Below are 20,365 nucleotides of genomic sequence, written 5' to 3' on the forward strand. Positions count from 1 at the left end.
TCAGGCTCATATCATTTCCTTAATCTATTGACGTTATTGTCTCAAAATTAAGTGTCCGATGGGATTAGACCAGAACAACCTAAACCTTCCTCGCCAACGCCCCCGTCTGGCGTAAGCGTTCAATTAACCACACAATACGCCCCACATTTTCCATAGTACTTATTTCTAAGGAGCGACTGTCTGGTGTTACGAAGAAATTAAATTTGCTTTGTAGCAGAGCAAGGGTGATTCACCTCATTCCCACAACGCACAAAATACGTATCATGGATACAAGAGGTAAGTCAGTTTGGAGCGACAATATTTTCCAACATCAGATACTTACATGTTGAAGCACATTGATGTTATATCACGTGCAGTGAAAATAGACGGAAAATTCGCGATTAGTTAGCCAGACGATAACACTTTTCCTGTCGAAAACTGTAGATAAAATGACTTATTTGTAGCATAAAAATCGAACAAGTCTTGCTACAATAAATAAGGTTACCAATCTGGCTAAGCTTTAAAAAAAATAGTTCTACCAATAATAGATATACTAATTATTAAAGCTTGAAGTCATTATTTCATATGAAGCCTCTTTACCTCCCACTTTTATTTCATCAATAAATAGTGTTCTCGATTTAATCTCTGGATTCAACTCCCAATCCCATCGATATAATCCCCACTTAGGATAAGTATTATGGTTATAAGAGTCTACCGAATAACCAACAGGTCCAGAATAATTAACAACTAAATTTCCGTTTTGCCATATTTTAACAAATCCATTTACTGGGTGGTGATAAACATTAAATACCCAATCAACCCAGACCAACCTCTCGTAATCAGAAATAATAAAAAGAGTCTTCTTCACTAATGGAATGGGTACTTTATCAGAACCCGCAACTTTAAAGCGATACTTGCCCTCAGCTGTAATCAAAGCGTACGGGGTAGATATATCTCTTTCCCAATTACCGTCAGAAGGTGATGTGTGGACCTGAAAAATACTTTCAGCCCCTTTACTATAATCATAATCTCCACTCAGCATTGTAGAAAACGAAAACCATCGCTCAGCATACTCTTCAGAGATCAAGTCTCCCACTATTTCGGCCCTATGTGAGCCATGTACAAGAGGGTCTGAAATACTATTAAGTTTAAATTTGGCCGCGGCAAGTCCTCGCCTCACATATGAGGGAGCAGTTATTTTTTCGATGGAATAGCCTATATTGTCAGGGTATGCGACTTCATACTCATGCTGCGACGGGAAGAAATGATCCCAATTTACAACTTTAGTTACTACTGGCAATGGAGGCTGATAATTATTGTTAAGCTCATCACCTTTGAATAAAAAAGGTGCTGTTTTTATATTAATGTTTCCTTTAATAAATTGATTGAGCGTTGTTAACCTTAAAAATTCTTCGTTGTATAGCTCTCCACCATCAGGTTCAGAAATATCAAAATAACGGTTATTTTCTAGTACAAAGTTATCAATCATCCCCTCCGTGTATGGGTTTAAACGAATCACTTGGTAATATTTTGGTGTATTATTACCTCCCATTAGCGTGTCGTGGTAAATGCCTTCAAAGTAATTATCGCGAATATTAACTTCGCCTACTGGTACATTTATAGGATTGTTAACTAAGTTTTGGTCAAATGGTTTTAGTCTAATACCATAGCGACTATTTTTAATAAAATTATTAACTATAAAAATGCTATCTATAACTTTTTCATCGAAATATTTTGCTGGCGTTACATTTACCGAAAAGCCTCTTATGCCTGAAAAGCCATTGTTTTTCACAGTGATAGAGCGATAAGTATTAAATAGAATTGCATCAGATTTCGAGTCAATAAATTTGTTACTCAATACTGTTACATCTGTTGATGGTTCATCTGATACTAACTTCAATCCATAAATGACATCATAAAAATTATTATTCGTAATCGATATTGAGTCAGTTGAAGTATATCCTTTTAAATAATTGGCGGTTGAAACGCCAACGCACTCGGAAAAATTATTACTGTCTATTCTTGTGTTAATTGAAGCTCTACCAGGTGGTGGGAGATTGGTTGAAGATGTAACTCTAATGCATGCATCGCCAAAGCCATGGAAAGAGCTGTTTTTTATGATGGTCCCGTTAGATGAACTGATCAGGAGCCCATCATTTTTATCTATAATCTCACTGTTAGTCGTGTAAATCCCTTTAAAATTTATATTATCTATCGTAAATTGCTCTATTGCTTCTAAGTTCCATAATGCGTTGCCACTAAATTTCCCTTTGTTCGGAGAGATTAGTTTCGTGACAAAAGTAGAATCAGTACCAACAAAAGTCACATTCTTAGGAAAGTTATCCGGAAAAATAATTTCCGACTCAAAATGGTATTCTCCGGATGGGAAATAGATAATATCATTAGTTTCAGCTGATTCTAGCAATCTTATCATTGCGCCACTATCGTCGGTTAAGTCATCACTAATGAAGCCGTAATCTAAAACATTCTTAGTGTATTTGAAATCAGGTGCACCTGTTGGAGCTATAGTTGGCTCTAAAGTAGGGGCTGTAGTGGGTAAAATTGGTGGCTCTGTTGGTATAGGTGTTGGTACCACCGTAGGCACAGGTGTTGGTATCACTGTAGGCACAGGTGTTGGTACCACTGTAGGCACAACAGGTGGGACTGGTGTTGGTGCCGTAGTAGGTACGACAGATGGCACAGATGTTGGTAAAACAGTCGGAACCGCTGTGGGTATTGCTGTTGGGGTAACAGTTGGGCCAGTATAGTCTTGGCTAGGCTCAATCCACTCGTTAATCGGATAAGTTAACACTGGTTGAATAGAAGGATCCGCGGAATAATTTTGAACATACTGAAATAAAGTGTCCAGCCAAGGTTCTAAATTTTCACCATCACCAATGTATGCTCTAGCATTGCGAGTATTGAATTTATTTTGAAAATTTGTATTTGGTACAGAATCAATAAATGGATCATCTTTCAAAGATATTTGGAGTGCTGTTTCGATTTTTGAAACGGCATCAGCTTTCGATAAAACGCCATCGCTACTATCAATATACTTCACAATCAAAGTTGAAAGAGGGGTGACATGGCAACGATGGCGCTCTGTTAGATTGTCACAAACAGCCGTCATATTCGCTTGAAAAACTCGTCCATCAGAAAACGACCCAGAGAGCGCGTCAATTTTAACTCTATAGGTATCTAATTCTAGAGAATTAGTAAATTGGTATTTCCCTTGATTATCTGTTTTTGTATTCGCGAATTCTTCATCTCCATTTGCTGATAATAACCTGACTGTTGCACCAACGATCGGGTCGTCAACAACAAAACCACTAATTGTAGCACTGACTTTTACATTAAATACTTGCTTTTCTACTCTACCATTAGAATTTTTGGATGTAGCGCTAAAGCCAAGAGGAACATTGGTTGAGGGAGCTAAGAACATTAAGCGACTACGTTTCTCAACAAAGTGAACTTTTTGCCCTTGTGTTTGCTGCCATTTTATATCTGTCGCTTGAGCATCATCTAACTCGAGACTAACGGGTGTTAATTCTTCAACTTGTAGATCAACAGATTTACTGATAGCGATATCGGGATTGGAGCTTTGTACCTGCGACTCATTATTACAGCCTGCTAATAATGCAATAGATAGTAAGCAAAAAAGGGGAATTCTAAGCATTTAATCCTCTCAGTCAATTCATTTAACGAGAAAAGTTTTAACAAAATCCAAGTACCAGCTCATCTATCCAAAGCGGTACTTTGATATCCATCCCGAACAAAAACCTTAATATTACTGGTCTTGTTCTGGTCGTAAACGTCAAGCAGAATTGCTAATGTGTCTTTTGTGTCTTGAACATTTAGGTCTTCAGCTGTCTCTGAACCAGAGCGGTAAAGATTATAATTCAACAATTGTATCAAGATAGAAGAAGAGTTATCGAAAACAGATGTAAAAATGCTACTTAGCTCATCTTTAGGTAAAAAATGAGAACTGGCACGATATAATCCAGCTTCAAGATCATTGCTTAACTCGAGTCCACCGTCATCCACTAAACGACATAATTGCTCTAAATGAGGTAAGCTTATCTTACTGCTATCAATAAACAGCAAATTAGGAAAATGATGTCGAGTAAAAACTCTTTCTGCTTGGTTTTCTTCAAAACCAATATCTGTGCGTAACTTTTTTTGCCCAGCACAATAAGCCTGCTGCTCGATTGACCCCTGCTCTAAACAATCTCGATATTCAAGGGGAACTTGAATAGGATAAGTTTCAACAAGATAGCCTTTATTAAGTTTTTGTTGTTTACCTTGCACTAGCAAATTCAACAGCATATAGGCATCAGTGGGAACAATACGGTTATACGGTTTGCGTAACGAGGCCTTACCTAGCTCAGGACTCATTGCACCTTCTGTATAAAGTAATGTAGCCGATTGAACATTGGGGTTCTGCTCAAAGTTTTCATACATAAAACTGCCAAATGCTATATTGGTACACCCTAAACAAGAGAAATATTTTTGGTCTATATATAAAATTTTTTCCGATTTTATAGAGGTATACAAAAGACCCAACAACCCTGCTGACGTAGTTAAATTATTGAACTTATTTTGATGTTCGGTTAAGTTTTCACAATGGCTAACTGCCAACGAGTGAGAGCTCATTATAACCAAAATCAACATTATCAATTGCCGACAAATTTTCATAAAAACCCCACTCACTTAAAAAAAATATTGAATCTATCTTCTATTGCTAAAATGGGTATATGCATGATGAGTAATGTCATAATTCGTAATACTGAATAATGCCATTTTACTCTCGCTTCCTGAAAGAAAAATAAAAAGGTATGCTAACTAGAACTACACCTAAGGCGCTTGCCGATAAATCAGCTAAATCAAACTGACGTGATGGAAAAAAAATTTGCGCTATTTCTTCTAGGGAAAAAACTGACAAAATAAAAAGCAAGCAAATTAAGAAGTGAGTCCTACTCTGGTATGCATTATACAAAAACCAATGAAATGAGAAGGTAATCAATCCGGAAGATAGCATATGCAACGATTTATCTCCGCCAATAATCCATTGAAAGTAGTAAAAAAACCTAACCCCCACACCTGAACTTTTGCTAAAAGTTAATAAAAAAACAAAACTACAAGCAAACAACAAAAAGAAAAAGCTAATAATATTTCTTTGCGTGTAAGCGATCAGGTCTTTTCTATTGATAAATTTCATTACTTTCACTTATAAAAAGGCTTAAGAAAATTTTGCTTTCATCAACAACCAAAAAAACTTACTATTCGTCACTAAGTAGCGTTTCCACATTCTTCCTGGCTCTTGTAATACACGATAAAACCACTCTAGGCCGTATTTTTGCATCCACAATGGCGCTCGATTTACTTTCCCAGCTACTACATCAAATGTACCACCTACGCCCATCACAAAATCGACACCTAATTTATCTTTCCATTTATTAATGAAGTTTTCTTTTTTTGGTGAGGTAATTGCAACAAACAATAATCTAGCGCCTGACTTAGAAATTTTATCAACAACAGCTTCCTCATTGTCCCAAAAATATCCATTATGGTAACCAGCCACTTTTAGATTAGGATATAATTGCTGAACTTTATCAGCTGTTTTCTGAACAACCTCATCTGTGGCTCCAAGTAAAAAAACCGGAAATTCATTTTCTTGGCTCATATTGAGTAAATTATGAAACAAATCGACACCAGCAACGCGTTCAGGTATATCTAAACCTAATAAACGACCTCCCCAAACAACCCCCATCCCGTCTATGTTAATAATATCGCACTGTTCAACAGACTCCGCTAATTGCAGATCCTTTTTCATATTAACCAATTTAGCAACGTTAACTACAACATGTTGAGTGAAGCCACCGGCTAATATCTTATCCCTAATATGTGAAACCGTTTCAGACATAGTTGACGCATGCATTTTAACGCCCAACATATTAATTGTTTTCATTTATTGCGTTCCTTTGATTACTAAAGTAAGAAAATGAATAAAAAACCCAAGCCTGAGTCCATCTGATATAGTTTGTGCTATTTGTGAAGAGTGGTGTTTTCTGATAAATAAATTTTTTCTTGTTATTCAAATATAATTTATCAATTGACCAGTTTATTGTTTTTTCAACTTGCTTGATATCTTCAGCAGTTCCGCCCACTTTTAATAAAGTAAAAATAGCTTGTGAAACTGAGTGCATATCTAAAGGGTATTGATTATTATTATAATATTTTGCGGCCCCCTCCTCAGAAAAGAATGATTTACGATAATAATCAAGGCCTTTAGCAATGCTTTCATCGAAAATATCTGTGTTTAGCGATTCCTTTATCAAATGAAGCGCTTCTAAGTTATAACCAGAATGAAAACCATCAATAAATTGATGATGCTCCCTATGACCATAAACCCAAGAACCATCCTCTCCTTGCTCATCAACGGACAGTTTAGCGACATCTAAGGCAATGGTAGCAAGCTCAGAATCTTGATTTATTGTTGAAACTTTTGCTAGCCATGCCGCCCCCCATAGACTGGCATTATGAACAAATGCTTTCTCGCCAGGGATATACGCAATAAATGGTTTGCCATCAACTTCTGAGAGTAAACTTTTCTTTATAAAATATGCGGCATCGATGGCTGCATTTTTATATTCATTGTTATTTGTTAATTCACTTAAAGCCAAAAGTGCCTGACTAACATATATAGTAGTAATTACGTTTGGCTTTCCTTTAGGAACAAAAAACGCCCTTGCATTCCAGTCAAAATGATAACCCCAGCAAGCATGCCCCCATTCCTTCACATCGCTTTTCACAGTTAACAACCAATCAGCTAACTCAATAGCTTCATTTAAATAGTCACTTGAATTCGTTTTTTTATACTGCTCTATCAAACCAAGAATAAAAAGCCCGATGCCTTTTGGGTTACGGCCTTTTGGAATAAAAAACAAATCTCTAAAATTGACAACCGAACGTTTATGAAATTGAATCCAAGCAAGGCCGAAGTAGCCTTTTTTCAAACTAGGAAAGAGATTAAAAAATTTACTATTAAGGCCATCAAATGGATCTGCTCCTTTGTATTCATTCTTCTGGGATGAAGATAAAATATCTTTCGAAATAGCGTTAACTCTATCTTGTAATGTCATTTCTTCTTTTATTAATTGCATATCTTCTACCTAAAAATTCCACCTGTTATCTCACATAACAAAGATATTCACGAGAATCTAAATTCATGATTTATATTGGAGAAAGTAGGAATAGCTATTTCGTCATAAAATTATTACTAAACGTCAACTTTACTCTATTCACCAAAACATTTTAATATTTTTCAACCCCAACCCCATGGAGATGAAGCAATGTCTGTGGATTAAAATTTTTAACAATTTTAATAATTAGTGCTTACGAGTAGAGCATTACCTTGCAGTAACATATGTGTGACAAAACCCAAAAAATTAAATTCCAAATAGTAGAAAAACTTTAAAACTTCGTCAATAAATGTAAGTTTATTCAATCAAAATCACACCTTTTTCTTCATACACCTTAAAAACTTTACATTTTATTTTAAAAAACTTGAACTATTAAAATTTAAAACTTTAACTATAACTCCAATATCGTTTAAGCCACCCGTTACAACTAAGTTAAATTCTTTTCATTATCAATCCTAAAAGTCAAAACTCTTCTATATTGCATATGGCATGCTTAACTTTTCCGTTCTGCGTTCTTGGAATGCTATCGACAATAAATGTAACAACATCTATGCTATTACCCAGCTTTCTTTTAATATTGGATATTAGTAAAGAACGGCTAAAAGCATTATATTCACTAGCATCAACAACTAGTAAAACGTCAAGCTTTCTAATACTTTCTTGAATAAATTGGGCTGCATAAATCCCATTAATGTTCTTATACAATTGGCTAACCATTGTTAGCCTTTTTCCTCTATCTGTAATTAAATAATCTCGACTACGCCCCTCAACATTATCAACCACAGGATAATGTCGACCACAGGGACATTGCTTATTAGATAAGGTTACAAAATCATTTGTTTTATATCTTAGAAAGGGAAACAAGTTATTGTTAAAATTAGTTCCAACTATCTCATGTAAACCACCATCTCTCTCATGGAATTCAACATAGCTATAGTCAGTTAATTGATGGTAACGCCCATATTCACAAGTCCCAATAGCAGCCACTCGTTCAAATAGTCCATACCAATCAAAAACGGCACATTGAAATGTGCTTTCCAACAACTTTCTATCCCATATACTCAATGTTTCCGATGATGTAATGATCGCTTTTATCTTTCCAGGGTAATTCATCTTCCTATGTCGCAAATATTTTGCAATTGCAACAATAGACGAAGGATACGCCTGTATAATATTTGTGCCGAAATCAACCATTGCTTTTATATACAATGATATAGTTTTTTCTTCGAGGTGAAACGATGAGAAAAGTAGCATATTTTCAAAATATGAATATCGCCAAAATGGCGCTGTTAAGCTATCGACTGGCACAATCATGTCACCTCGCAACCAAGCTCTTTTATCACCGGGCTGATAGCCTGCCCACTTCAGCTGGCGCCAAACGAAAGCACTCTCCCTAATTACCGACTCTAGCGATTGGGGAACAGATAAAGGGACACCTGTTGTACCACTGCTAGCCCCCTTAATAGTGAAACCTTTATAGTTTTGATTTAAGAATAAATCGCCTCTTGTTAAATAGGTCGACTTTTCCATCAATGGTAGCAGTTTTAGCACGTCAACATAATTATCGACATTATCAATGCTAAAATCTAACCTAGAATAATAAGGTGTATTTTCAAATGCATTTGTTACTTGCAAGCGTAACTGCTTATGAATAAAGTCATTGGCGCGATTTTTATCATATTCTAGCTGTTCAATCTCATCCTGAACCAGCCTCATAGCACGTCCTTCACGAATAAATGAGCGAAAAACGGAACGAGAAGAAAGCAATAAGCTTTGCAAATAATGAGGTTGATTTTTATAAAACAACGACCTGAACATCTATATAATTGTCCTATGATAAAACATCACTGTCTAATTTTTTTGAAATAGAACTCCAACTCATATCCTTTACAGCCATAGTCTGATGAGAAGAATTAAAACTTCCTTTTCTATCAACCAGTTTAGCTATACCGCGCGCAAAGTCATCTTCACTATCATTAACTAATACACCTAGATCATCTGTTAATATTTTCATCTGCGCGGATGTTCTTGTTCCTATAACAGCCATGCCCGCAGCAAGATATTCCAGTGTTTTTGTCACAGGCTGTACATCAAAATGTTCCGTCATAGGTACGAATGAAATACCAACATTCGCTTTTTCATAATAAGGGTTTAACTTGTTAAATGGGATCCTCCCATGAACGTTTACAATAGCTTCCAAACCAAGACTTTTCACCAATGCTTTAAGCTCGTCAACTTCATTTGCGTAGCCATCGCCGATAATGTCGTAAGAAACAATGGAGCCGTCGGATGAACTTTTCAAATATGTAGCTAGACCTGTTACTGTTTTATGGATATCCCTACAAGATAAAGTACCTACGTAAAGCAAAGATAAAGAATTAAAAGCTTTATCCTCTAATTGAAATTCGGGGCAACCAAGTGGAATAATGCTATATTTTGAAATATTTAAAAAATCAGCAACAGATTTTGATATTACGGTTATTTTTTTAAAAAACAAAGATTCAAGCTTAAGCGTTTCATTGAATACTAAACGATATAAATAACTATTATCTATAGCTACCGTTCTTATATCCATAATATAATCATTTTTACCACCAAACAGTTTGACCAAGCTACATAGCCTAAAGTATTTCACAAATACTGTTGCATTTTTATCTTTAACCACTGATGCACAAAACCTAGCAAATCCAAACCATCGCTTAAAACCTTTATCATTACATTTATACTCTATAACCTCTACACCACTTTCTGATATGGCCTCCATTCCATAATAGAAAGAGATATATACGACGTCATAATCATTTTTTAAATTTTTAGCATATTGATAAGTATCAATTAGATAACCAAACTGATTGGGGCAAATAATGTATAACTTTTTTTTCATAAAATAGACCTAATTTTTATGCATTCTAAAGCTTAAACTGATGCAGATAGCAAAAGCTAGCAAAGTAAAAGAAACTACATTAACCTGCATAACCAAAGAGTATACAGGATATAAAAACATAGTTAAAAAAATAAATACAGAACCAGATGAGAATATAGATACGTATACATTTTCATTTCGCCTCTCTATCAACGAATCTCTTAATAAACTAACCAGAAAAGCTAGCAGTATCATTACCCCTATGATCCCTACATCCCATAAATAAGCAGTAAACTGAGTACTAGCAAAAAGCAAAGGTGACCCAAACACAACTGCTTCGGGAACAGTATCATTAGAACCTTTAGAAGAGGTTAGCCCATATCCGATATAAGCCTCAGCTGGCCAATATTTAGTTTGTTTTTCAAACCACATTTGAATTGCAAGGCCCCTACTAACTTCTGTGCTATCGAAATCACCCCCCTCTTGTTCTACAAAATACTCCTCATAAATGTTAACCACATATTCATCCATCCCCCTTCCTTCTCTTGCTCCTGTACTATAATTTTGGTTATAGTTATATAATACGAGAAACAAAAAACCAAAAACCAAGAAAAGAGATGAAAAGATAACTTTAGGCCTTTTTATGTCTTTTAATTCCAAAACTGAGATCATAATAAAAAACACTAAAGCGAGAACGATTTTAACTTCGATAAAAAATATTGTTCCAGCAGATAAGAATAGTGCTATATAATCAAACATCCCAGCTATATTTTTTCTCATCCTAGCAATACAAAGAGTAATGAAATAACATTGAAACAGTAGAAAGCCAGCACTATTTCCCCCAGCGCCTTCTGGGTTAAAGCCAAAGGTACCAACTATTAAATCCCAATCCATCTCACGACCAGAAAGAGAGTTATGGGCAACAAATAGGAATTGGTGAACAACAAATGGAATTTGTATAATTGATATCCATCTAATCTGCTTATAAAATAGCTCTAGACTTACTTCATTAAAACGTACATAAGAAAGACAATACAAAAGAACTGTTGGAATGAGATAGTCTTTAAAGGCAACTTTTTGCAGCTCAAACACTTCAGTTAAAAACAAAAAACTAACAAACAAATAAAACAACCAAACCAATAAAATAGAAGAAGATAATGTATGCTTTATGCCCTGATTTAACGCAAATAGAAACAACCAGAAAGCTAATGCCAAAAAAGCTATATTCCCCAACCAATAAAGCTCTGGAACCCCTAAATAACTGGCAAAAACACCGATAAAAACAAGATTTAATGTAACAACTAATGACAAAAACATATTTTCGCCAAAACCATTAAACAGCACATTTAGAGAGTTTCTACTTAGCATGCAATAGCCTTAGAATTTTTAATTAATCGATAGCAAATACAGAATGAAATAATCATCATTATCATAGAAATAATTGAATAAACTTGTACCGCAAATAAAAAACCGAAATTAATACTAAAAAAAACACCAATAGTAATTGCGACTGAATTAGAAATCTGCCAATAAAAATCAATATCTTGCCTACCCAGCACTAAGTATGAATGTGTTAATGGGCTCAAAATTAAAATAGCTAAAAAATTTGGCAGCAAAGCTATTGCATAATCTGATACAGGCAACCATTCATCCCCAAGAAAGAAGCTAGATAAATAGCCGGAGAAAAAAACAACTACTACTGAAATAGCAATACCGATCAGACAAGTGAATATTGATATTCTTTTAAAGTTTTTTAAAGCGGCAATAGGGTTAACCAGTACTTCCCGCTTAATAACATCAGATGTAGCACTGGTTATAATATTTGCAGGCGCAATAAGAAACTTTATAGCGATGGCATACATGCCGATTTGAGCTGCATTATCGCTTATCAGCAATCCTGAAAGTAGAATAATCGCCCCACTAGTATAGCCCCTTAAAAAATGCGCTGGCGTTAAGTAAAGGACAGTTCTTCTAACTTTGGGCCAAAGTTGCTGTATCGATTTTTTATTGACTACATTATCTTCTTGGCTCTGAACTTGAGTATTGCGCATAAATAAAATATCAGAAAGCAGGTTGGCACAAGCAAAAGATGCAAAAATAGACGTAAAGCTAACGTAGCCAAAATAGTATAGAGCTAAAAATAAAATTGGAAAAATAGCAGCACGACTGACTCTGGCTTTAGCGTTGTTCATAAAATTGCCAAAGCGAATATTTTTTTGAACCCTAAATTCAAAGCAACACATACTATAAAGTGATAAGAAAAATACAAGAGTCGTCACCCACCAAGATAGTTCATTTGAACCATAAATAAAGAGCAACCCCACTGCAGTAATTGAAGAAGAGATTAGCAGATAGCGATTAAAAATTTTTTCCAGAATTTCGATTTGTTTATCTTCAATATTAAAAACTGAAAACTCCAGTTTTAATGTACAGAAAACACACAACACAGTTAACAAAGAAAAATAATATGTATACTCACCAAAAACGTCAGGACCAGATAGCCTTGCAATAAGAGGGACGCTAGCAAATGAAATTAGCTGTGCAGCAGCAACTCCCCCTCCAGTCGTAAGATACGCGCCAAGATTATCAATTTTTAAACGTTTCATTACAGCCATTCACACAAACCTTAGATTTATAAAATAAAAAAGGCCCTGCGTAGTATTGCAGGGCCAAACACTTATCCCATAATTCCGCGAGTATCAATAACCACCTTGGTAGCGAACTGCGTTTTATCTGCTGCTTTAAACTGTTTATGGTCAACCAGTACAACGATTATATTAGCTTTCTCTAAAGCTGTTTCTAGCGTTACCTGCTCAACACCAGCCTTAATTAGCTTTTCTGGTAAACTATGCACGTTTGGCTCAACTGCAAGTAGTTGCCCAACATTTTTTGCTGCTAGCTCTTCAACAATTTGTAGTGCTGGACTTTCACGTAAATCATCAATGTCAGCTTTAAAAGCTAAACCAAGGCAAGCAATAACTGGTCGCTTAAATTCATCAGCTGCTTTTTCAATTTGCGAGATCACATAGTAAGGTTTTTCATCATTAGTTAAACGCGCCTGACGAATAATTTTTGCTTCTTCTGGGCAGCTATCGACAATAAACCATGGGTCGACTGCGATACAATGACCACCAACACCTGGGCCAGGGCTTAAGATATTTACACGTGGGTGGCGATTGGCAAGCTTAATCAACTCCCACACATTAATTTTTAGCTTGTCACTAATAACAGAAAGCTCGTTGGCAAAAGCAATGTTGACATCACGGAATGAGTTTTCCGTTAGTTTGGCCATTTCAGCAGTACGAGCGTTGGTGATAATACATTCACCACGTACAAAAGTTTTGTATAGATCTACCGCTCGCTCACTACAAGCTTTAGACATACCGCCAATAACACGGTCATTTGCAACTAGCTCTTGCAGTACATAGCCAGGTAGAACTCGCTCAGGGCAATGAGCAACTTTAATGTCGGCAATATCACCTGCGTCTTGTGGGAAACTTAAATCCGGACGCGCTTCTTTTAACCAACCAGCTAGTTTTTCTGTAGCGCCAACCGGAGAGGTTGATTCAAGGATAACAAGGTTGCCCTTTTCTAATACTGGAGCAATGGCCTTAGCCGCTGCTTCAATATATTTAAGATCAGGTGCATTGCCTTCTTTAAAAGGTGTTGGCACAGCGATCATAAACGCTTCAGCTGGCTCTGGAGTCGTTGTTGCGCGTAAGTTACCCGTTGTAACAACACCACGAACAACAATGTCTAAGTCAGGCTCAACAATGTGGATATTACCTTGATTAATGGTATCGACTGCAGCTTGGTTGACGTCAACGCCAACTACTTCAATACCACGAGAAGCAACAACAGCTGCAGTTGGTAAGCCAATGTACCCTAGGCCGATTACGGAGACTTTCTTAAATGACATGGTTATTCCTTTACAATTTTGGTGTCTTTAGACGAATTTAAATTTTTGTTTTTTGCGGTATCAATACCGCTCCTACTGATTTTCTTTTCACATGCTATCGCGCGTAAATGCAGCTACTACAGAGCGACATTCGATACTATTTAGCGAAGTGCTGTTTAATTTTGTTGATGATGCGTTCACATGCTTTGCCGTCACCGTATGGGTTATGGGCTCGGCTCATGGCTTCATATTCCGCTTCATTAGTTAATAAACTTTCAACTGCGCTGATAATAGCTTGCTTGTCGGTGCCGACTAATTTCACCGTCCCCGCTTCTACCGCTTCAGGGCGTTCAGTGGTGTCACGCATAACTAATACAGGCTTGCCTAGTGATGGCGCTTCTTCTTGAATACCGCCTGAGTCTGTTAAGATGATGTTCGCCTGGTTCATCAGGTAAACAAACGGCAGATAATCTTGTGGCTCAATTAGGTGAACATTATTTACATCTTTAAGGATGCGGTTGACTGGCTCACGAACATTTGGGTTCAAATGCACGGGGTATAGCACTTGGCTTTCAGGGTATTTTTGGGCAATTTCAACTAACGCTTCACAGATACGCTCAAACCCACCACCGAAACTTTCACGGCGATGACCAGTAACTAAGATCAACTTTTTAGTTGGGTCTAGTTCAGGGAATTTTGCCGCTAGGGTTGCATTTAAGTCTGTATCTTGTGCTAGCTTCTCTTTTATTAAAAATAATGCATCAATAACGGTATTACCCGTGGTAGCAATACCGCTTGCAGCAATACCTTCTTGAAGTAAGTTTTGCTCAGAAGTACTGGTAGGTGCAAAGTGTAACGTGGCTATTGCACCAGTTAGCTTTCGGTTACCTTCTTCTGGCCAAGGCGAATATATGTTGCCAGTACGTAAACCAGCTTCAACATGACCCACAGCAATTTGTTGATAGTAAGCAGCTAAGCTAGTTGAAAGCGTTGTCGCCGTGTCACCATGGACAAGCACAATATGAGGTTTGAATTCTTCTAAAACTGGCTTTAAGCCCATTAGTATGTTTGATGTAACGTCATATAATGATTGACCTGGCTTCATTATATTCAGGTCATATTCTGGCTCAATTTCAAATAAGTTAAGCACTTGGTCAAGCATTTCACGATGCTGTGCCGTTACACAGACTTTAGCCTCGATACCTTCAGCTTTAGATAATGCATGTACTAATGGCGCCATTTTAATGGCTTCCGGGCGCGTACCAAATACAGATAAAACCTTGATCATACTAAAACATCCCTAACTATAAATTGATGGCGTTAAAAGGCTCAGCATCATGTTACAAATGCTGGTTAAACCTCGATGACTCTTAGCTGGGTGATGTGGATATTAAAGGCTGATTCCCTTCGTTGTATTCCACACATCCATGCGTGAGACTATTTTGATCATTAAATAAATAATAAAAAGTGAGAGCTTGATCTAATTAATTGCTCGCACATTGTATGCATTACAATTAGTTTATCAAGTGTTCAAAGACACTTTAATGACAGGGTATCAGAGGGTTTGATGTTAAAACAATGATTTACAAGTGATAGTCTATTTACATTTTTGGATCAAATTTTATTTCTAGGCAAAAGACTGATACTCAAGCTCACCCTTTTGCCTGAGAAAATATTTACCTCTTTACCTGACGGCCAATCGAGTAATACGTTATTCCTCTCTTGCGCATATTTTCTGGTAAATAAAGGTTACGTCCGTCGAAAATAACGGGAGTAGACAACTCTTCTTTAATCAGGTCGTAATCAGGCGCTCTAAAGCTTTGCCACTCAGTACAGATAACCAGCGCATCAGCTCTTCTAAGAGCTGCTTCTTTTGTCCCCATTAAGGTGAAATCATCACGTGTGCCATAAATGCGCTGCGCTTCTTCCATCGCTTCAGGATCGTAAGCTTGCACGCTGGCACCTGCTTGCCATAACGCTTCTATTAACACTCGGCTCGCAGCTTCACGCATATCATCTGTATTCGGCTTAAATGAAAGGCCCCATAGCGCGATAGTTTTCCCCTTAACATCTCCATTAAAGTGCTGAGAGATATATTCAAATAACTTTTGTTTTTGACGCGCATTTACAGACTCAACAGACTTTAAAACTTGCGGGTCATAGCCAATGTTCTCTGCGGTTTTGATTAAAGCTTGTACATCTTTCGGGAAACAAGAGCCGCCATAGCCACAGCCGGGGTAAATAAAATGGTAGCCAATGCGTTCATCTGAGCCAATGCCCTTACGCACCATCTCAATATCTGCTCCTAACCTTTCTGATAAGTTGGCGATTTCATTCATAAAGCTAATTTTGGTTGCTAGCATACAGTTAGCCGCATATTTGGTTAGCTCGGCGCTGCGTACATCCATTACTATGATGCGATCATGGCTACGGTTAAATGGGGCATATAGCTCGCGCATCAACTCTTCGGCCTCTTTATCAGCGGTGCCAATAATAATGCGGTCAGGTTTTTTACAATCGTTAACTGCCGCTCCTTCTTTTAAAAACTCAGGATTAGAGACTACTGAAAAATTAACATCCTGGTTTCTTGCTGAAAGAACACTTTCAACTTTAGCTTTTACCTTATCGGCGGTGCCAACCGGCACTGTCGATTTATTAATAATGACTTTAGGGCTTTGCATGTGTGTTGCGATAGTTTCTGCAACAGCGAGAACGTATTTTAAATCGGCCGAACCATCTTCATCGGGCGGTGTGCCAACTGCGATAAATTGCAGCTGACCAAATTCAACACCTGCTTTAGCATCAGTAGTAAAGTTCAACCGACCTGCTTGGTAGTTAAATTCGACTAATGGTGTTAAACCTGGCTCGTAGATAGGGATTATGCCTTTCTTAAGCGCTTCTATTTTATTTTCATCTATATCCACACAGCAAACACTGTGACCAGCATCCGCCAATACAGCCGCTTGAACTAAACCAACATAACCAATGCCAAAAACGGTAATTTTCATATTATTGCTCTGTAAGTTACACAGTTAAGCGATATGCTCATCTGTCTTTATAACTAAATATCTCTAGTGTTCATAATTACAATCTGAGTTGCAAGTATCCTAGCCTTTTGGCTGATGTTTTTGCCTGATTTACAGCAATTGTTATCGATTTTTTTCATTCCCAACGGTTATTCCCTGAGCAAGCTCAGCTTCGGGTGTGGTGAATACTGTGAATGCTTTGGTTATGGCGGGTAGGCTTTCGCAGTATAAATGCTGCTCCTTCGATCCATTTTTATACCACAAAAAAAGGCCAACTTACGTTGGCCTTTTTGTTTCATGCATTAATTAGCATGCTATGTCATTTGTGTTTAGTTGCCAATTAAGGACAAGTAACCACGTCCCAGAACCAGTTACCACCGGCTGCTGGTGTTTCCCATGCACCTGGGTTGTTTTTAGCTTTGTAACAAGCACCGTTGTAGCTTACTACTGCGCCGTTTTGTACTGCAGTACCAGGAACGAATGGTGTTACATCGCTTGGTACAGTTGGCTCACCAGATGGTGCTGGAGTAGGCTCACCAGATGGCGTTGGTGTAGTACCGTTGTCACCGCCTGCTACAGGAACATTTGGTTGCTCAGCTGTACGACCATATGTTTTACCGCCCACTTCAAATGTGAAGTTAGTTGGTACTGGCATTGGCATGTAGATACGTAGTGCCACGTCAATTGTTTGACCTGGTTTCCATTCTACAGAGCCCCAACCGTCAGCTTTCAGCTGTACAGCGAAACGGTGGAAGTCGTCAGATAGACCGCCAGCGTTGCCTGAAGTTAGACCTGAAGTAGCAATCTTCTCAACCGACCATTTAGCACCTGAGTACATGTCAACTAGGTTAGTGATACCTGGGCCTGCTGGTACAGCGTAAGGCTTAAGTGTATCGCTAATCGCTTCGTTCATTGGTACCGCTGGTGATGCGTTAAACGCAATTTTCGCACCAGATAGGTCAACGTTCGAGTTGTTAGTTAGTTTCAGTGCGATTTGGATTGGGTAGTTATCTTCACCTTTTGGTAGGAAGCCAACTAGATCCACATCTACGTCTACTGTTTCAGTTGCTGCTGGGAAGTTCTCATCACCTGCTTCGATGCCGTAAGGCGCAGCAGTTTTGATCATTTCGTAAGCTTTATCAGTTAGGGTGCTACCGAAGTAGTAGTGACCTAGACCGTTTTGCTCTGGCGTTGAGTAGTCACCCGCCATTTCCCAGAACATGATACCGCCCGCACCTTGGTCAATTGCGTATTGAACCTTAGCTTGGTAAGACTTCATGTTTTCAGTTGATAGGAATACGCTCTTCTCTTCGTTCCACAACCAAGAAGCTTGTGCTACTTCGTCGTAATGCTCAACGTAGTTACCAATTGCTTGGCCTTCAGGCTTGCTTGTATCGTGACCGTAGATAGCTACGTATGGTGTAGGTAGACCGTCACGTAGGTTGTTTACGTGCCATAGAGGACCCGCACCGGCAAACATTTCTTTACCGTCTGAACCTAGGTCAAACCATAGGTTGTCGATACCTTGAGCACCGTAACCACATGGAGCACCTGCTTTCGGGCTTAGTGCGTCAGGACCTAAGTTACCACCCGTACCTAAGTAACATTCTTTTTGGTTAGGTAGTGCTGCAAGGCCGTTGTAACCGTTAGTACCGCCTTGAACTTGCTGCCAACCACGTGTGTAGTATGGTAGACCGATGTTAATACGGCCGCCTGCTAGTGCAGTACGGAAGTATTTGTAAGACCAGTCAATGTTTAAGTAACCTTGGCTGTTGTAGTACTTAGCGTCGCCGCCAGAGTAGATACCTGCATCTGCGATCTCAGCGTCTACGCCGTTATCGTAAAGTGCCGCGTTGTGACCAACAAAGTGGTTCCATGCGCCGTGCAAGTCGTAAGACATGATGTTTACGTAATCTAGGTATTTAAGTGCTTGGAAGCCCTCAAAACCACGTAGTAGGTAACCAGAAGATGGCGATGCAATAGTCAACAAGTAGTGTTGTGCGTCTTTTTCACCTTGCTTGTCTAGTTCAGCACGTAACGCTTCCATTAGCGCCATGTAACCGCCCCATAGCTTACCACGGTGCTTGTTAGAGATAGCCCAATCGTCTGGGTGACCGGCATCTGACATAGATGATGGGTATTCGTAATCGATATCGATACCGTCAAAGTCGTAAGTGTCTACGAATTTAGCAGCAGATTTAGCAAATTTAGCAATTGCTTCATGGTTGATCGAACCGTCTGGCTTGATAGTTAGGCTGTAGAAACCGCCATCCATTACACGACCAGCATCACCGAAGTAACCACCTGTTTCAGCCCAACCACCAACGGATAGCAGTAACTTAACGTCATGCTTCTTCGCGTATTGGTTTAGTAGGTTGAAGTGACCTTTGTATGGTAGAGATGGGTCCATCGCATTTTCAGCGCCTTCCCATGTCATGCCCGTCGCAGGGTTGTTTGGATCGTTAACGTCACCGATTGATACTTCGCCATTTGCATTGATGTGAGCAAATGCGTAGTTAATGTGCGTTAGGCTATCCCATGGCACGTCAGAAGCTAGGAATGATGGTTGACCATTCGCGCCGTTACGCCATGAAGTGAAGTAACCGATGATACGACGAGGGTGATCTGCGCCCATGTCTTCGCGACCGTCTGCATCATATACAGTACAGTAAGGTGTGTTAACACCTGGAGTTTGGTATAGACCTGCTGGCTTACAGTTGTCTGCTGTTGGTGGCAGTGTCGGCTCAGTAGTTGGTACTGGCGTTGGCTCAGCTGTTGGTACTGGAGTCGGCTCAGCTGTTGGTACTGGAGTCGGCTCAGCAGTTGGTACTGGAGTCGGCTCAGCTGTTGGTACTGGAGTCGGCTCAGCTGTTGGTACTGGAGTCGGCTCAGCTGTTGGTACTGGAGTCGGCTCAGCGGTTGGTACTGGAGTCGGCTCAGCTGTTGGTACTGGAGTCGGCTCAGCTGTTGGCACTGGCGTTGGCTCAGCGGTCGGTTCAACCGTTGGAATTACGCCTTCACATTGACCAAGAAGTTTCCATTCTTGCCAAGAACCAGAGCGCTCTGCAGGGTTGTTGTTTTGTGTCCACCAGTTAGCTTGGTAAGCAGAACCTTCAAATTGAACTTGCGTTCCGCCAGTGAAAACACCTTGTGCGGTCCACTCTTCTAGGTTTGAACAATCGGCTGCTTGAGCGTTAAACGCCATTAAACATGCAGCGGAAAGGGTGCTAAGCGTAAAACCACGCTTCGCAAGAGGAGAAATGCTCATCTTGTTCTTCCTTAAACTAATCAATCTTATTGCAGGACGCGTCCTGCTTCCTGTGCTAGCTATCCTAACTAGTACAGTCAATATACGTTTAAAAATTGATTTGGAGAAATGGAATTAAACAAAACGTGA

At 38.7% G+C, this 20,365-nt stretch carries 13 protein-coding genes; all 13 read right to left on the reverse strand.

Annotation, left to right across the window (positions count from 1 at the left end; translation table 11 throughout):
* Positions 1-532 precede the first annotated feature (532 nt).
* Positions 533-3,655 (reverse strand): heparin lyase I family protein, encoded by a 3,123-nt coding sequence (locus Q4519_RS13180; protein ID WP_303512944.1) that lies wholly within the window; start codon positions 3,653-3,655, stop codon positions 533-535.
* A 59-nt stretch (positions 3,656-3,714) separates the two neighbouring features.
* Entirely contained in the window at positions 3,715-4,674 is a 960-nt protein-coding gene (locus Q4519_RS13185) for a hypothetical protein (RefSeq protein ID WP_303512947.1), read from the reverse strand.
* 106 nt (positions 4,675-4,780) lie between these two features.
* Positions 4,781-5,197 carry a VanZ family protein gene (locus tag Q4519_RS13190; protein ID WP_303512949.1) on the reverse strand — a complete coding sequence of 139 codons (417 nt, stop codon included), beginning with the start codon at positions 5,195-5,197 and terminating at the stop codon, positions 4,781-4,783.
* A gap of 21 nt (positions 5,198-5,218) precedes the next feature.
* On the reverse strand, positions 5,219-5,947 hold the full coding sequence (locus Q4519_RS13195; RefSeq protein WP_303512952.1) for a WecB/TagA/CpsF family glycosyltransferase: 729 nt from the start codon (positions 5,945-5,947) through the stop codon (positions 5,219-5,221).
* Positions 5,934-7,142 (reverse strand): aspartate-semialdehyde dehydrogenase, encoded by a 1,209-nt coding sequence (locus Q4519_RS13200; RefSeq protein WP_303512954.1) that lies wholly within the window; start codon positions 7,140-7,142, stop codon positions 5,934-5,936. The genes Q4519_RS13195 and Q4519_RS13200 overlap by 14 nt, the downstream gene beginning before the upstream one ends.
* Before the next feature lie 501 nt (positions 7,143-7,643).
* On the reverse strand, positions 7,644-8,987 hold the full coding sequence (locus Q4519_RS13205; protein WP_232799772.1) for a phenylacetate--CoA ligase family protein: 1,344 nt from the start codon (positions 8,985-8,987) through the stop codon (positions 7,644-7,646).
* 25 nt (positions 8,988-9,012) lie between these two features.
* The gene (locus Q4519_RS13210) at positions 9,013-10,065 is read right to left on the reverse strand and encodes a glycosyltransferase (RefSeq protein ID WP_303512959.1); all 1,053 of its coding nucleotides are present in this window, start codon (positions 10,063-10,065) and stop codon (positions 9,013-9,015) included.
* A 9-nt stretch (positions 10,066-10,074) separates the two neighbouring features.
* On the reverse strand, positions 10,075-11,412 hold the full coding sequence (locus Q4519_RS13215; protein WP_232799774.1) for a hypothetical protein: 1,338 nt from the start codon (positions 11,410-11,412) through the stop codon (positions 10,075-10,077).
* Positions 11,406-12,659 (reverse strand): lipopolysaccharide biosynthesis protein, encoded by a 1,254-nt coding sequence (locus Q4519_RS13220; protein WP_303512962.1) that lies wholly within the window; start codon positions 12,657-12,659, stop codon positions 11,406-11,408. Before Q4519_RS13220 ends, Q4519_RS13215 begins: the two co-directional genes overlap by 7 nt.
* A 62-nt stretch (positions 12,660-12,721) precedes the next feature.
* Complete coding sequence (gene wecC / locus Q4519_RS13225; protein ID WP_232799776.1) at positions 12,722-13,963, reverse strand: UDP-N-acetyl-D-mannosamine dehydrogenase; 1,242 nt, start codon at positions 13,961-13,963, stop codon at positions 12,722-12,724.
* A gap of 136 nt (positions 13,964-14,099) precedes the next feature.
* Positions 14,100-15,230 carry a non-hydrolyzing UDP-N-acetylglucosamine 2-epimerase gene (wecB, locus tag Q4519_RS13230; RefSeq protein ID WP_303512964.1) on the reverse strand — a complete coding sequence of 377 codons (1,131 nt, stop codon included), beginning with the start codon at positions 15,228-15,230 and terminating at the stop codon, positions 14,100-14,102.
* A gap of 388 nt (positions 15,231-15,618) precedes the next feature.
* Entirely contained in the window at positions 15,619-16,950 is a 1,332-nt protein-coding gene (locus tag Q4519_RS13235) for a UDP-glucose/GDP-mannose dehydrogenase family protein (protein ID WP_303512966.1), read from the reverse strand.
* A 358-nt stretch (positions 16,951-17,308) separates the two neighbouring features.
* Entirely contained in the window at positions 17,309-20,236 is a 2,928-nt protein-coding gene (locus Q4519_RS13240) for a glycosyl hydrolase family 18 protein (protein WP_303512968.1), read from the reverse strand.
* Between the last annotated feature and the right edge of the window lie 129 nt (positions 20,237-20,365).

Origin of the sequence: Motilimonas sp. 1_MG-2023, from assembly GCF_030547455.1 — a bacterium.
Lineage (GTDB): Bacteria > Pseudomonadota > Gammaproteobacteria > Enterobacterales > CBDFNC01 > Motilimonas.